Raw genomic sequence first — 15,753 nt, 5'->3', positions numbered from 1 at the left:
GAAACATGCAGCTTAAGCATGTGATATAGAACTCTAAAACTGTCAAAGTATAGCTTTTGGAGGGCTAAGAGTACCCCCGTGCGGGAAAAATATTCACAAAACTGCTGCTTAAACGCATGGAAAGAGGCTTAAATAACGGTCACAACAGTCACTCTAGAGTAGAAAAGGACCGTTATGTTCTCTAAAACTGCTGCTGCTCTCTCCGCTCTCGCTCTGAGCGCCGCCGCCCTCGTGGGGTGCTCCTCATCCTCGGACAGCGCCGGCGGTGATTCCGGTGGTGGGGACTCCTATTCCATCGGTATCAACCAGCTGGTTCAGCACCCCTCGCTCGACGCCGCCGCGGAAGGTTTCCAGGAAGCCTTCGAGGAGGCGGGCGTGGACGTGGATTGGGACATCCAGAATGCCAATGGCGAGCAGGGCACCGCGGTGTCCATCTCCCAGCAGATGGCAAATGCTAATCACGACCTCTACCTGGCAATCGCCACCCCGGCCGGCCAGGCCATGAGCAAGTCCATCAAGGACAAGCCGCTTCTGTTCACCGCGGTGACGGACCCCGTGGAGGCGGAGCTGGTGGAGTCCCTGGATAAGCCGGGCAAGAATGTCACTGGTACCTCTGACGCCGCGCCCATCGAGGAGCAGGTTGAGCTGATTACCCAGCTGGTCCCAGACGCCAAGACCGTCGGCGTGGTCTACTCCTCCGCCGAGGTCAACTCCAAGGTGCAGGTGGAACAGTTGGCAGAGGCCGCTAAGCCGAAGGGCATTGAGGTGAAGTCGCAGACGGTGACCTCCGTGACGGAGATCCCGCAGGCCGTGGAGGCGCTGGGCGATGTCGATGCCATCTACGTGCCGACCGACAACATGGTTGTTTCCGGCATTTCTTCGCTCATCAAGGTAGCGAATGACAAGACCATCCCGGTCATCGCAGCGGACTCGGGTGCCGTTGAAGGTGGTGCTGCCGCCACCATCGGTATCGACTACAAGGAGCTGGGCCGCCAGACCGGTGAGATGGCGCTGCGCATCCTCCAGGACGGCGCAGACCCGGCCGAGACCCCGGTAGAAACCGCCTCTGAGTACACCTACGTCATTAACGAGGATGCCGTGAAGGCACAGGGCGTTGAGGTACCGAAGGAGATCATGGAGAAGGCTGAGAAGCTGTGATTGGTGCACTCGAGCTAGGGCTCATCTATGCGGTCATGGCCGTGGGCGTCTACCTGACATTCCGCGTCCTTGACTTCCCGGACCTGACCGTCGATGGCTCCTTTACCACCGGGGCTGCGACGGCCGGCGTGCTCATTACGAATGGGGTTAATCCCTTTCTGGCATCGGCCGCAGGCTTTGTCACCGGCTTTATCGCCGGCTGCATCACGGGACTTCTGCACACGAAAGGCCGCATCGACGGTTTGCTTGCGGGTATCCTCACGATGATTGGTCTGTGGTCCATCAACCTGCGCATCATGGGCAGCGCCAACGTTCCGTTGCTCTCCCAAGATTCGGTGTTTACCCCGCTGGATGCAGTAATGGGGTCGTGGGCCGGGGTGGGCTTGCTCGCCCTGGGTGCGGTGCTGCTCTGCCTGCTGATCGTGTGGTTCCTGTCCACGGACCTGGGACTTTCTCTGCGCGCAACAGGTGACAATCAGCAGATGATCACCTCCTTTGGCGTGTCCACCGATTTCACCAAGATCCTGACCCTGGCCCTGTCCAATGGCCTGGTGGGCCTGTGCGGTGCGCTCATCGCGCAGTACCAGGGCTTCGCCGACATTTCGATGGGTATCGGACTCATCCTGGTTGGTCTGGCATCCGTCATCCTGGGACAGGCGGTACTCCCCCAGTCGCGCTTGTGGATGGCCGTGGTTGCGGTGGCGTTGGGCTCCGTGATCTACCGTCTCATCATCTTCGCTGCGCTTCAGGTAGGCCTCAACCCGAATGACATGAAGCTCATCACGGCGCTTCTGGTTATTGTCGCTCTGCTGGTGCCGCGTATGACGAAGGTGCGCGGGAAGAGGAAGGCCTAGATCATGCTCAAAGTAGATAAGATTTCGAAGACCTTCTTCCCGGGTACGGTCAACGAACGCCGTGCGCTTCGCGACGTCTCCCTGGAACTTGCCTCCGGCGATTTTGTCACTGTCATCGGCTCTAACGGTGCGGGAAAGTCGACACTGCTGAACTCCGTCGCGGGCCGACTCATCCCGGATTCGGGAAGGATCTCGATCGACGGCCAGGACGTGACGAGCCAGCCGGAGCACAAGCGTGCAAGGAAGGTCGGGCGCGTCTTTCAGGACCCCATGGCGGGTACGGCACCAAACCTCACGATTGAGGAGAATCTCTCCTTGGCGTACCTGCGCGGCAAGAAGCGTGGCCTCGGTTTGGGTCTCAACTCCGCGCGCCGGGCCATCTTCGTGGAACAGTTGGAATCCCTCGAGCTCGGCCTAGAGAAGCGTCTGGGGACCAAGGTAGGGCTGCTCTCCGGCGGTCAGCGCCAGGCGCTGTCGTTGCTCATGGCCGGCTTTACTAACCCGAAGGTGATGCTTCTGGATGAGCACACGGCGGCCCTCGACCCGCAGCGCGCCGAGCTGGTAACGACATTGACGAAGCGCATTGTGGAGCAAGGTCAGCTCACGACTCTGATGGTGACGCACAATATGGCGCAAGCGCTGCAAGTGGGAAACCGCCTCATCATGATGCATGAGGGAGAGATCATCTATTCCGCTGACGCCGAGCAGAAGGCGAAGCTCACGGTAGAGGATCTCATGGCGGAGTTCGCAAAGATTAAGGGAGCGACCTCCGATAGGACGCTGCTGCAGTAGCATTCCTGCGAGGTTGTTTCACGTGAAACCTAGGTGCTGTGTTCGGCAGCATCTAGGTTTCTTTTGCTAGGTTTCTTTCTTTCTGTGGGGGCTTAGCGGCGGCATTAAAAGAGGGCCCAGCGTTGTGCTGGGCCCCTTTCAGTTTCAAGCTCCTTGAGCTTGAAACGAACTACGTGAGCTTGATGAGCGCGGAAGAGAAGTAGTCCTCGATGGCAGCTGGGTCATCGAGCGGAAGGACCGCTCCCACGTACTGGTCCGGGCGAACGATGACGACGGCACCGTCGCGAGAAATGCCGCGGGTGTGGAAGATGTCCTTGTCTCCCGGCAGAGCATTGAAAACATTCTCCCAGTTCGGGATATTGAACTTGCCGTTGCGGGGGCGGAACAGGAGCGGAGCGTCCAGGATCTCGTACTCGTGATGGTTCGTCTGCTGGTAAATAGCCTTCACGTCGAAATAGGTGTTCTCATCGGCACCCTCGGGCGTGAACTTGGCCAGGATGGGGCCCACCTTGTCAGCCCACTCGCTGAGCTTTGAGGTCTCGCCGGCCTTGGGGGCATCAGCGAAGGCGTAGATGCGGTAGCGGCCGTCAGCGGTGTGCTGGTGGCCCAGGTGCTGGGGGTACGCGTCACAGCGGCGCAGAACCTCGTAGGACTTGAAACGCTTGCCTACCGGGAAGCCGACGGCCAACTTCTGGTGCTCGGTGTTGCCGACGATGAGGTTCTCTTCGTACTGCGTCATCATGCCGGCGGCGAACTCCTCTGCGGAGACGTAGTACTTCTCGACTGCCTCGGGATCATCCAGCTCCTCGGTTGGGGTGGCCATGAGGGTCGACCATTCGCGGTCGAAGTTGATGAGGTTCTGCGCGGCTGGCTGGCGCTCGCCGTGGTAGGTGGCCAGGAGTTCCTTCGGCGCGCGGCCATCGAGGACGTGGCCGAGCTTCCACCCGATATTGAAGCCATCCTGCATGGAGACGTTCATGCCCTGGCCGGCCTTGGCGGAGTGGGTGTGGCAGGCGTCGCCGGTGAGGAAGACGCGCGGGTCCTCATCGTTGTTGTCGAAGGCATCGACGAGGCGGTGCCCCACCTCGTACACGGAGTGCCAAGCGACCATCTTGACGTCGATGAAGTAGGGCGAGTAGATCTCGTTTGCCTTCTCGATGATCTTCTCAATCGGGGTGGAGCGAACCTTGTGGTTGTCATCCTCGGGCACGACGCCAAGGTCGACGTAGATGCGGCAGAGGTAGCCGCCCTCACGCGGGATGTGCAGGATTGAGCCGGCCTGGGAGTGAATGGCACACTTGGTGCGCCAGTCCGGGAAGTCGGTATCGACGACAACGTCCATGACGCCCCATGCGTGATTGGCCTGGTCACCCTTGAGCGAGCAGCCAATGGACTTACGGACACGGGACTTTGCGCCATCGCAGCCCACGACGTACTTAGCGCGCACGTCGCGCGGGTTGCCATCGACATCCTCGAGGTGCACCGTCACGGGGTATTCGCCCTCCCCCACCTCAAGGGAGACGAAGTTCCAGCCGTAATCCGGGGTGATTCGGCCGGGTGCTCGGCGTGCGTAGCGGGCGAAGTAGTCCAACACGCGAGCCTGGTTCACAATGAGGTGGGGGAACTCGGAGATTCCGTGTTCGTCGTCAATCGGGCGTGCACCGCGAACAATCTTGGAGCGGTCCTGCGGATCGGGGTTCCAGAAGGACATCTCGGTGATTTCATAGGCCTCTTCCGTGATTTCCTTGGCAAAGCCGAAGGCCTGGAAGGTTTCTACGGAGCGGGACTGGATGCCGTCGGCCTGGCCCAACTCGAGGCGGTGAGGACGGCGTTCAATGATGCGCGTGTTGACGTCGGGGAACATTGCTAGCTGCGCGGCCGCGATCATGCCGGCCGGACCGGAGCCGACAATGAGGACGTCCATTTCATCGGGAAGCTCAGAGGCGCGATCGATGCCATACCCGGCGGGCTCGTGCACGCGGGGATCTTCCGAAACGTAGCCGTTGTGGTGGAACTGCACTGTGGACTCCTTAGTCAGCGGGTTGTCGTGGTCGAGAACAAAAGCGAGTGATGGGGGTGGTAGCTACTCCCCCATCGCTCTGTGAGCTTTGCTCGTGGAGATGGTGACTCAGTTCAAGGCGTCTGGAGTATGTGAGCTGGGTCTTATTTTTAGAATCATATATGATGCGCGTCTTCTGCACAATGATCTGCGCACAGGACGTCGCCTAGCGCGGGCTGAAGATGAAGTGTCCCTGAGATTGCTCGGACTCGTGCTCTGCGCCGAGTGCGATTCCCTTGCGCTCGCGCAGGATGAAAGCGCAGATGAAGCCGACAATCGAGGCGGAGACGAGGTAGCCCGACACCGCGAAGGTGGTGCCGGTAGCCTCCACGAGCGACGCGGCGATCATGGGGGCGAAGGCGCCGCCCAACACCGAGCCAAGCGCATAAGTGATGGACACGCCGGTAGCGCGAATGGAGGCTGGGAAGAGCTCGGCGTACATCGCGGACTGTGCCCCATAGGTCAGGCCCAGGCCGACGGTCAGGAAAATGAGTGCGCCGTAGAGAAGCCCCAGGCTACCGGTGTTGACCAGCGGGAAAAGGGCGGCAGCGCCGATTCCCTGCAGGATGAATCCGATGAGGTAGGTGTTTCGGCGGCCGATATAGTCGGAGATGTATCCCGCGAACAAAGTCATCAATGCCCACGTGACTGCAGAGACGGTCACCGCATTGAGGACGTCACCGCGGTCGAGGGCAACGAGGCCGTCGGGATCCGTGGCGTAGCGCTGAATGTAGCCACCCGTAGTCATGTAGCCGACGGTGCCGTTACCTGCAAAAACGAGGGCCGCGACCAGGACCAGCGGGGTGAAATTCTTGAAGAGCTTGCCAATGGGGTTGGTGGCCTCTTCCTCCTCGCGCTCTGCAATCTCTTCGAAGACTGGGGACTCGTCGACGCCCATGCGGATGAGGTAGCCCACCAGGATGAGAACGAAGGAGAGCAGGAAAGGTACGCGCCAGCCCCAGCTCATGAAGGCGTCGCCAGGCGCGATGGTGTTCATGATGGAGAGCACGCCGGAAGAAAGCAGCAGACCGGCAGGAACGCCGATCTGGGGGCCTGCGCCGTAGAGGCCGCGCTTGTCATTCGGCGCGTGTTCCACAGCCATGAGCACGGCGGATCCCCACTCGCCACCTGCGGAGATGCCCTGGATGATGCGCAAGGTGATGAGGAGGATCGGCGCCCAGATTCCAGCGGTCTCGTAGGTGGGCAGAAGGCCGATGAGGGTGGTCGCACCTCCCATGGCGATGAGCGTGACCATGAGAACCACGCGGCGGCCAAGCCGGTCAGCAAAGTGCCCTGCTAAGAACGCGCCGACCGGGCGGAACAGGAAGGACAATCCCACGGTCAGGAAGGAAATGATGGTGGCTAGGCCACCCTCGAGCGGGCCGAACATGAGCTGGTTGAACACGAGTCCGGCCACTGCGGCATAGAGGAAGTAGTCGTACCACTCGATGGCGGTACCGATGGTAGTCGCGGCGACGACGCGGCGGCGTTCGGCCGTCGAAATTGCCGGCGTGACAGATGTGTGCGACATTCTGGTTCCTTTCGGCATGCGGTGTGCCATATATGGAAATGCGTGTGAGTTGAACCACTTGCGGTGGTGGTAGGGATAATATACGATCTGGGCAAGGATTTGTTCACAATTAAGGATTCTTCATGGCTGTACCTGAGTTCTTGCCGGTTAAACCGGGCAAAATGATCGCTGTCCATGTGGCTTTCGAGTCCCGCGCAGCTCAGCGCGGTCGCTGGCCCAAGACCCCGAGCTACTTCCTCAAGGCGACCAGCACGCTGGCTGAATCGGGCGGGGTTGTTGAACGCCCCGAGGGAACGGAGCTGCTGGCTTTCGAGGGAGAAATCGCGCTCATCATCGGAACCCCGGCCCGCAACGTATCGCTTGAGGATGCGTGGAAGCACGTCGCCTACGTGACGGCTTCGAACGACATTGGCCTGTATGACTACAAGGTGCAGGACAAGGGCTCCAACACCCGCTCCAAGTCCCGTGACGGGTACACCCCCATTGGGCCTGAGCTTATCGACGCCCAAGGGATCGACCCGAAGGGTCTGCGCCTGCGCACCTGGGTCAATGGCGAGGTTGTTCAGGAGGGAACCTCTTCTGATGAGGATCTCATCTTCCCGCTCGCCCAGTTTGTGGCCGACCTGTCCCAGCACATGACGCTGGAGACCGGTGACATCATCCTCACCGGCACCCCGGCGGGTTCCTCCGTTATCGAGCCGGGGGATGTCGTTGAGGTCGAGGTTGACGTGCCGGGTGGCGTGAGCTCCGGCAGGTTGAAGACCACCGTGAAGGAAGTCCCCGCTTCCTTCGATCCACAGCTGGGCAACCTGCCCTACGTGGACGATAAGCAGCGCGAGGACGCCTACGGTGACCGCGAATCCGCCGGCCTTCCCCCCAAGGATGAGGGCGGGCTCGACCCAGAGCTCAAGGCAGCGTTGGAGAAGGCACCGACCGCCGGCCTGTCCGCCCAGCTGCGACAGCGCGGAATCAACCAATCCGTGATCGAAGGCGTCTACCCGCAGGCCAAGGGAACCAAGATGGTGGGTGTTGCCCGCACGCTGCGCTTCGTGGCTGGCCGTGAGGATCTGTTTAAGTCTCATGGCGGTGGTCTCAACGAGCAGAAGAAGGTCTTCGACACCGTCAAGGAAGGCGAGGTCATCGTTATTGAGGCCCGCCAGGAATCCGGCTCCGGAACGCTCGGCGACATCCTGGCGCTCCGCGCGAAGGTCCGCGGTGCCGCAGGCGTCGTGACCGACGGCGGCGTGCGTGACTACGAGGCCGTTAAGGAGATTGGTCTGCCCGTCTTCACGCAGGGCGCACACCCGTGCGTTCTCGGCCGTAAGCATGTCCCGTGGGATAGCGATATCGCTGTTTCCTGCGGAAACGCCACCGTCCTCCCAGGTGACATCATCGTTGGTGATGATGACGGCGTCGTGGTCATCCCCCGCGATATCGCAGCCGAAGTCGCCGAAGGTGCCCTCGCCAAGGAGCACGAGGACGAATGGGTCGCTTCCCAGGTGGAGGAAGGCGCCAGCTTGGATGGGCTCTTCCCGCCGACCGGAGCGAACAAGGAAGCCTACATCGCTTTCCGTGATGGAAAGGCAGGTGGTCAATGACGCAAACCGCAGCACCAGCCGGGGAAAGTAAATCCCAACAAGCCTATAACTGGATAAGTGAAAGGATTCGGACTCGCGACTATGAGCCCGGGTATCGCCTCGTGTTGGCAACAATCGCGGATGAACTGGGGATCAGCGTAGTTCCCGTCCGTGAGGCTATTCGGCAACTCGAAGCGGAAGGGATGGTCACCTACGAACGCAACGTCGGTGCCAGCGTGACCACCTACAATCGCGAGGCCTACTACGAATCCATGGACATCGTGGCCACCGTGGAAGCCAATGCCACGGCCCAATCCGCCCCGTATCTCAACGCGGAGGATATTGCCCGGGCGCGGGAGATCAACCAGCGCATGCGGGAGCTCGATATCCACCACGATCCAGAAGAATTTACCCAGCTCAACAAAGAATTTCATAGCGTTCTCTTCTCCAAGTGCCCGAACGAGAGGTTGAAGGACTTGGTGGTGGACCAATGGAAGCAATTGGAATACCACCGCGTCTCGACCTTCCGCTACGTGCCGGAGAGAGCCCAAGAGTCAACGCGCGAGCACGAGCAATTGGTCAGCCTCATCGAGGCTGGCGCGGAACCCGCCTACATAGAAAAAGTGGCCAGGCAACACCGACTGGCCACCCTCAACACCTATCGCAAGAAAAACGATTAAGGAGTTCACAGTACTCATGGCTATCAACAACGATGCTGCTAAGCCCACCGACCTTCCAGAGAAAATTCTTCACTACATCAACGGTGAGTTTGTCCCTTCGATTGACGGAGATGAATTCGAGGTCCTCGACCCGGTAACCAATAAGGCCTACATCAAGGCCGCTTCTGGCAAGCCGGAAGACATTGACAAGGCTGTTGCTGCCGCTAAGGAGGCCTTCGAGAACGGCCCGTGGTCCAAGGCCCTGCCGCGTGAGCGCGCCCGTGTGCTCAACAAGATTGCGGATATCGTCGAAAGCCGCGCGGACAAGCTCGCTGCTTGGGAATCCTTCGACTCCGGCTTGCCGATCACCCAGGCCAACGGTCAGGCCAAGCGCGCTGCGGAGAATTTCCGCTTCTTCGCTGACCTGATTGTCGCCCAGGCTGACGACGCCTACAAGGTACCGGGCCGCCAGATCAACTACGTCAACCGTAAGCCGATTGGCGTGGCGGGCCTGATTACCCCGTGGAACACCCCGTTCATGCTGGAGTCCTGGAAGCTGGCCCCGGCCATCGCCACCGGTAACTCCGTCGTCCTCAAGCCTGCTGAGTTCACTCCGCTGTCCGCACAGCTGTGGGCGGGCATCTTCGAGGAGGCTGGCCTGCCGAAGGGCGTCTTCAACCTGGTCAACGGCTTCGGCGAGGAAGGCTACGCCGGCGACCCGCTGGTTAAGCACCCGGACGTCCCGCTGATCTCCTTCACCGGTGAATCTCGCACCGGCCAGATCATTTTCGGCAACGCAGCCCCGCACCTCAAGGGCCTGTCGATGGAGCTGGGTGGCAAGTCCCCGGCCATCGTCTTCAGCGATGCCGACCTGGAGACCGCTATCGACGCCTGTATCTTCGGTGTCTTCTCCCTCAACGGTGAGCGTTGCACCGCTGGCTCCCGCATCCTGGTTCAGCGCGATATCTACGATGAGTTCGTGGAGCGCTACGCCGCCCAGGCTAAGCGCGTGAAGGTGGGTCTGCCCTCCGATCCGACCACCGAGGTCGGCGCCCTGGTCCACCCGGAGCACTACGAGAAGGTCACCTCCTACATCGAGATTGGCAAGCAGGAGGCCACCCTGGCCGCCGGCGGCGAGCGCCCGGAAGGCTTCGAGGAAGGCAACTTTGTCCAGCCGACCGTCTTCGTTGACGTCAAGCCGGACGCACGAATCTTCCAGGAAGAGATCTTCGGTCCCGTTGTTGCTATCACCCCGTTCGATACCGACGAAGAGGCACTCGAGCTGGCGAACAACACGAAGTATGGTCTTGCCGCCTATGTGTGGACCTCGGATCTGAAACGTGCCCACAACTTTGCCCAGAACGTTGAGGCCGGCATGGTGTGGCTCAACTCCAATAACGTCCGCGACCTGCGCACCCCCTTCGGCGGCGTTAAGGCTTCCGGCCTGGGCCACGAGGGCGGCTACCGCTCGATCGACTTCTACACCGACCAGCAGGCCGTCCACATCAACCTGGACAAGGTGCACAACCCGGTCTTTGGCAAGCAGGACCAGTAACGTCTGCATGCCCTCTCCACTCCCCCATTACTAATTCACACTAAGGAGCCATCATGGCTGACATTCAGGCCCCCGACATTCTGCGTTGCGCCTACATGGAGATCATCGTTACCGATCTCGCTGCATCCCGTAAGTTCTATGTTGACACCCTCGGTCTCGTCGTGACCGAGGAAAACGAGAACGAAATCTACCTGCGCACCTACGAGGAGTTCATCCACCACAACCTCGTGCTGCGTCAGGGCCCCGTCGCTGCCGTCGCTGCATTCTCCTTCCGCGTTCGTTCGCCGGAGGATCTGGACCTCGCCGAGGAGTTCTACAAGGCGCGTGGTTGCGAGGTTCGCCGTAACAAGGATGGCTTCGTCAAGGGCATCGGTGACTCCGTGCGTGTACAGGATCCGTTGGGATTCCCGTACGAGTTCTTTTACGAGGTTGAGCACCGTGAGCGTCTGGCCTGGGCATACGACGCCCACATCCCTGGTGCGCTCGTTCGCCTCGATCACTTCAACCAGATCACCCCGGACGTTCCTGCTGCCGTGAAGTACATGGAGGAGCTCGGATTCCGCACCACCGAGGACATTCGCGATGAGGAAGGAACCGTTTACGCTGCATGGATGCGTCGTAAGCCGACGGTGCACGACACCGCCATGACCGGTGGCGATGGCCCGCGTATGCACCACATCGCCTTTGCTACCCATGAGAAGCACAACATCATCGCGATTTGTGACAAGCTGGGTGCGCTCCGCGAATCCGACCGCATTGAGCGCGGCCCGGGCCGCCACGGCGTCTCCAACGCCTACTACCTGTACCTGCGTGACCCGGATGGCCACCGCGTAGAGATCTACACCCAGGACTACTACACCGGCGACCCGGATAACCCGGTCGTGACCTGGGATGTCCACGATAACCAGCGCCGTGACTGGTGGGGAACCCCGGTTGTTCCGTCCTGGTACCGCGATGGCTCCACCGTCCTCGACCTGGATGGCAACCCGGTGCCGCTGGTCGCTCGCGAGGATGAGTCCGAGCTCGAGGCCACCATTGGTGCGGACGGCTTCTCCTACACCCGTAAGGAAGACTCGGAGGAGATGCCGGAGTGGAAGCAGGGCGAGTACAAGCTGGGTAACCAGCTCTAAAACGGCCTAAGCACTCAGGTTGATTAACGTGGTCCCGCGGCGTCGATAATGCGCACATAACGCGGGGCCGCGTTGTCGTTTCACGTGAAACCGCAACGTTTAACAACCATTACAACACCACAGTCACGTTCAATAACACAGTAAGGAGCGAAATACATGCTGGATGAGAAACAGCACATCGCTATCGCAGATGAATTGGCGCAAGCCGAAAAGGACCGGTCGATGGTCCCGCTGCTGACCGCCCGTTTCCCGGAGATGAGCATTGAGGACTCCTACGCGGTGCAGCGCGAGTGGGTGCGCCGCGGCATCGAAGACGGGCGCCGTCTCGTCGGTCGTAAGATTGGCCTGACCTCCAAGGTTATGCAGGAGGCCACGGGAATCACCGAGCCGGACTACGGCGCAATCTTTGAAGACCAGGTTTATGAGAACGGCTCCACTATCGAGCACGCGCAGTTCTCCAACGTCCGCATCGAGGTTGAGCTGGCCTTCGTGCTCAAGGAGGAGCTCAAGGGACCGAATTGCAGCATCTTCGACGTGCTGCGCGCTACTGAGTATGTTGTCCCTGCTCTGGAGGTCCTCTCCTCCCGCATCGAGATGGAGGGACGCACCATTGTCGACACCATTTCGGATAACGCAGCCCTCGGCGCCATGATCTACGGCGGCAACCCGGTGGATCCCGCGGACGTCGACCTGCGCTGGGTGTCTGCATTGCTCTACCGCAACGAGTCCATCGAAGATACGGGTGTGGCGGCGGCCGTGCTGAACCACCCGGCAATGGGCGTGGCCTGGCTTGCCAACAAGCTTCACGCGCACGGCGATAGCCTTGCCGCCGGCGACATCATCCTGGCCGGTTCCTTCACCAAGCCCATGTGGGTTGAACCGGGCGATACCGTCCATGCAGACTATGGAAAGTTGGGGTCCATCACATGCCGATTTCAGTAAAGCTGCCGCCCACCTTTGCGGACGTCCTAGAAAAGGCCGAGCAGCCGCTCGTTGGCGCCTGGATCTGTTCCGGCTCGGAGGCTGCAGCGGAGATCATCGCCTCGGCTGGCTTTAGCTGGACGCTGATCGACGGCGAACACTCGCCCTATGGCCTCGAAACCATCCTCTCTCTGCTGCGGGCTACCGACGCCTACGGCTTGACGCGCGTGGTCCGCGTGCCAGTAAACAACACGGCACTCATCAAACAGTACCTTGACCTGGGTGTACAAAACTTGATGGTGCCCATGATTGATACCGCCGAGGAAGCCGAGGCGGCCGTAGCAGCCATGCACTACCCTCCCCGCGGCGTGCGCGGCGTGGGCTCGGCGCTGGCCCGCTCCTCACGCTGGAACGGCGTGGAGAACTACCTCGCCAATGCCTCAGATACGGTGAGCCTCACGGTGCAGATTGAGTCTGCGACCGCGGTAGAGAACGTGGAAGAAATCGTGGCTCTTGACGGGGTGGACAATATCTTCGTCGGTCCCTCGGACCTGGCGGCCTCCATGGGGCTGTTGGGCCAGCAGACCCATCCGGATGTGATCGAGGCGGTTAATCACACATTTGAAGCCGTGCGCGCTTCCGGAAAGAAGGTAGGCGTCAACGCTTTCAACCTTGAACAGGCCCAGAAATACATAGCTTCCGGTGCATCATTTGCCCTGGTTGGGGCGGATGTTCAACTTCTTTCGGGTGCGGCACGCCAACTGGCAGACAAATTCCATTTGGGAGGGTAAAAAAGAACCATGAGTGAAAACAACAAGGTCAATATTGACGAGCTGCTGGCCAAGGTTCCGACTGGCTTGCTGATTAACGGTGAGTGGGTAGACGCCTCCGATGGCTCCACTTTCGATGTGGAAAACCCGGCGACCGGTGACGTCATCGCCACCCTTGCTTCCGCTACTTCTGAGGATGCGAAGAAGGCTTTGGACGCCGCCTGCGCCGTGCAGGACGAGTGGGCACGCACGTCCACCCGCGAGCGTTCTAACCTGCTACGCCGTGCTTTTGACCTGGTGCAGGAGCGCAAGGACGAGTTCGCCGCGCTGATGACCCTGGAGATGGGCAAGCCGCTGGCAGAGTCCTACGGTGAGGTTACTTACGGCGCTGAGTACCTGCGTTGGTTCAGCGAGGAGGCCGTTCGTGACTACGGCCGTACCCTGCCGGCGCCGGAGGGCACCCTGCGCATGGTGACCCGTCGTAAGCCGGTGGGCCCGTGCTTGCTTATCACTCCGTGGAACTTCCCGCTGGCCATGGCTACCCGTAAGATTGCACCGGCCATCGCCGCTGGTTGCACCATGGTGGTGAAGCCGGCCAAGCTGACGCCGCTGACCACCCAGTACTTCGCACAGACCATGATTGATGCTGGCGTTCCGGCTGGCGTGGTCAACGTGGTCTCCGGTAAGTCTGCGTCTGCTATCTCCGAGCCGATCATGGCGGATTCTCGTCTGCGCAAGGTTTCCTTCACCGGCTCCACCCCGGTGGGCAAGACTCTGCTCAAGGCAGCTGCGGACAACGTCCTGCGCACCTCGATGGAGCTGGGCGGCAACGCTCCGTTCATCGTCTTTGAGGACGCCGACATTGACCAGGCCGTCGAGGGCGCAATGGGCGCCAAGATGCGCAACATCGGTGAGGCCTGCACCGCCGCCAACCGCTTCATCGTTCACGAGTCCATCGCTGATGAGTTCGCGGAGAAGTTCGCCAAGCGCATCGGTGAGCTCAAGGTGGGCAACGGCCTCGACGAGGGCGTTACCTGTGGTCCGCTCGTGGAGCAGAAGGCGCTGGATAACATCACCGCGCTTGTCGACGATGCCGTGGCCAAGGGCGCCAAGGCCCTCGTCGGTGGCAAGCCGGGTGAGGGCAAGGGTTACTTCTACGCCCCGACCGTCCTGACGAACGTTCCTCGTGATGCCCGCGTGGCACAGGAGGAGATCTTCGGCCCGATTGCTCCGATCCTGACCTTCTCTGATGAGAAGGAAGCAATTGAGATTGCTAACGACACCGAGTACGGATTGGCCTCCTACGTGTTCACCGAGGATTCGGACCGCATGTGGCGCATCGGTGACGGCCTCGAGTTCGGCCTCATGGGCTTCAACGCCGGCGTCATCTCCAACGCCGCTGCCCCATTCGGTGGCGTGAAGCAGTCCGGCATGGGCCGCGAGGGCGGCGCTGAGGGCCTGGACGAGTACACCTCGCTGCAGTACATCGCTATGCGTGACCCGTACGCGAATGCATAAATAGTGCATTAAATCCGCTGATAATGATGCTGGCATCTCCTTTGTGGGAGGTGCCAGCATTGTCTTTTGCGCATAGTATTCGCGCTGGTGTGGTGTGACAGCACTCATAGACAAATCGTGATCACGCACAAACAACAATAACTCTGTGCGACGGGACACAATTACTAACTACACACCGAGATGCGTTGGGCTCGCTCCAAGGCATTTCGGGCCGACATAGTTAGTAAGGAGGAGTTGGCGTGGACACATCGACGCAGTCACCAGTGCTACCCGCTCGAAACGTACAGCCCGGGCACCGGGCTCCCAACGACCAAGAGGGCGGCCTGGGCGCCGGGCGCCTAGGGACAACGTCGCTAGTCTTTATGATTATTGCGGCTTCCGCCCCCCTTACTGTGCTCGCGGGAGGAGTACCGACCAACTTTGCGGTATCTGGATTGTTGGGGGTCCCTTGGAGCTACTTAGCACTTGGGATCATCCTCGTGTTCTTTGCAGTCGGGTACGGAATTATGAGTTCGAAGATTCAGAACTCAGGAGCCTTCTACGCCTATGTGTCAGAGGGGTTGGGCAACCGTCAAGGAATCGCAGCTGCAATTCTGGCCTTGGTTTCCTACAACATGATGCAAGTTGGTCTGTACGGAATCTTCGGTTTCTCCCTCGCCAATCTGATCAATGGTTGGTTCGGCACGAGCATTTCGTGGTGGATGGCAGCTTTGGTTGGCTGGCTTTTGGTAGCAGTCATGGGAGTCAGCAACGTCGACTTCTCGGCCAAGGTCTTGGGAGTTTTGGTAGCGCTTGAATTTCTCGTCGTTGCCGGTGTTTCTATGTTGTCGCTAGGCGTTGCTCCCGAGGGAATCACCGCGGAGACGATGCGTCCAGGCCAGTTCTTCACTAACGGCATTGGCGTGCTTCTTGCTTTCGGAATCGCGGCCTTCATGGGCTTCGAGTCTGGTGCGATCTACTCGGAAGAAGCGCGAAATCCGGAGCGGACGGTTCCAAAGGCCACGTATATCGCTGTTGGAACTATTGCCCTTTTCTACGCCTTTTCGGCATGGGCATTTGCTCAGGGAGTGGGGCCGTCCGTCGTCATCGACAAGGCAACTGAGCTTGGTCCCGACCTAGTCTTCGTGTGGTTGGGCGACTATTCAGTGTTTGCTTCCAACATAGCGAACTGCTTGTTTGTAACCTCGCTTATTGCTGCTCTCGTGGCGTTCCATAACGCCGCAGCGCGA

General features: G+C 60.1%; 13 protein-coding genes. 11 read left to right on the top strand and 2 right to left on the bottom strand.

The genetic code is table 11. The features are described from left to right. Window positions 1–174: 174 nt before the first annotated feature. From QKE52_RS10365 to QKE52_RS10355, 3 genes are read left to right on the top strand one after another with little or no spacing between them, the layout of a single operon-like run. Complete coding sequence (locus QKE52_RS10365) at window positions 175–1,158, top strand: ABC transporter substrate-binding protein (protein WP_347948743.1); 984 nt, start codon at window positions 175–177, stop codon at window positions 1,156–1,158. Then, a complete protein-coding gene (locus tag QKE52_RS10360) occupies window positions 1,155–2,012 on the top strand; it encodes an ABC transporter permease (protein ID WP_046648734.1) in 858 nt (285 codons plus the stop codon). Before QKE52_RS10365 ends, QKE52_RS10360 begins: the two co-directional genes overlap by 4 nt. 3 nt (window positions 2,013–2,015) lie before the next feature. Continuing rightward, window positions 2,016–2,804, top strand: a complete 789-nt coding sequence (locus QKE52_RS10355) for an ABC transporter ATP-binding protein (RefSeq protein ID WP_347948742.1) — start codon at window positions 2,016–2,018, stop codon at window positions 2,802–2,804. A 169-nt stretch (window positions 2,805–2,973) separates the two neighbouring features. On the opposite strand, the gene QKE52_RS10350 is transcribed toward QKE52_RS10355, so the two are convergent. Together QKE52_RS10350 and QKE52_RS10345 are read right to left on the bottom strand one after the other, a co-directional pair. Continuing rightward, window positions 2,974–4,824: an FAD-binding monooxygenase gene (locus QKE52_RS10350; protein WP_347948741.1), complete on the bottom strand. Its 1,851-nt coding sequence runs from the start codon at window positions 4,822–4,824 to the stop codon at window positions 2,974–2,976. A gap of 205 nt (window positions 4,825–5,029) precedes the next feature. Beyond that, a complete protein-coding gene (locus QKE52_RS10345; protein ID WP_070700982.1) occupies window positions 5,030–6,394 on the bottom strand; it encodes an MFS transporter in 1,365 nt (454 codons plus the stop codon). A gap of 122 nt (window positions 6,395–6,516) precedes the next feature. Between QKE52_RS10345 and QKE52_RS10340 the strand changes: the two genes are divergently transcribed. From QKE52_RS10340 to QKE52_RS10305, 8 genes are all read left to right on the top strand, one after another. After that, the gene (locus tag QKE52_RS10340; protein WP_046648737.1) at window positions 6,517–7,992 is read left to right on the top strand and encodes a fumarylacetoacetate hydrolase family protein; all 1,476 of its coding nucleotides are present in this window, start codon (window positions 6,517–6,519) and stop codon (window positions 7,990–7,992) included. Beyond that, the gene (locus QKE52_RS10335) at window positions 7,989–8,651 is read left to right on the top strand and encodes a GntR family transcriptional regulator (protein ID WP_046648738.1); all 663 of its coding nucleotides are present in this window, start codon (window positions 7,989–7,991) and stop codon (window positions 8,649–8,651) included. Before QKE52_RS10340 ends, QKE52_RS10335 begins: the two co-directional genes overlap by 4 nt. Before the next feature lie 16 nt (window positions 8,652–8,667). Then, window positions 8,668–10,185 carry a 5-carboxymethyl-2-hydroxymuconate semialdehyde dehydrogenase gene (gene hpaE / locus QKE52_RS10330; RefSeq protein ID WP_347948740.1) on the top strand — a complete coding sequence of 506 codons (1,518 nt, stop codon included), beginning with the start codon at window positions 8,668–8,670 and terminating at the stop codon, window positions 10,183–10,185. Between the two features lie 53 nt (window positions 10,186–10,238). Beyond that, window positions 10,239–11,315, top strand: a complete 1,077-nt coding sequence (hpaD, locus tag QKE52_RS10325; RefSeq protein ID WP_102234302.1) for a 3,4-dihydroxyphenylacetate 2,3-dioxygenase — start codon at window positions 10,239–10,241, stop codon at window positions 11,313–11,315. A gap of 156 nt (window positions 11,316–11,471) precedes the next feature. Then, window positions 11,472–12,257, top strand: a complete 786-nt coding sequence (hpaH, locus tag QKE52_RS10320; protein ID WP_293774704.1) for a 2-oxo-hept-4-ene-1,7-dioate hydratase — start codon at window positions 11,472–11,474, stop codon at window positions 12,255–12,257. Beyond that, a complete protein-coding gene (locus tag QKE52_RS10315) occupies window positions 12,242–13,027 on the top strand; it encodes an aldolase/citrate lyase family protein (RefSeq protein ID WP_158396825.1) in 786 nt (261 codons plus the stop codon). Before hpaH ends, QKE52_RS10315 begins: the two co-directional genes overlap by 16 nt. A 9-nt stretch (window positions 13,028–13,036) precedes the next feature. Next, a complete protein-coding gene (locus QKE52_RS10310; RefSeq protein ID WP_046648743.1) occupies window positions 13,037–14,524 on the top strand; it encodes an NAD-dependent succinate-semialdehyde dehydrogenase in 1,488 nt (495 codons plus the stop codon). A 239-nt stretch (window positions 14,525–14,763) separates the two neighbouring features. Beyond that, on the top strand, window positions 14,764–15,753 hold a 990-nt coding region (locus QKE52_RS10305; protein ID WP_347948739.1), incomplete at its 3' end, for an APC family permease.

Source organism: Corynebacterium sp. c25Ua_47, assembly GCF_039907205.1.
Classification (GTDB): domain Bacteria; phylum Actinomycetota; class Actinomycetes; order Mycobacteriales; family Mycobacteriaceae; genus Corynebacterium; species Corynebacterium hiratae.
Note: the sequence above shows the minus strand (reverse complement) of the source record. Positions and strands in the feature narration are given on the sequence as shown.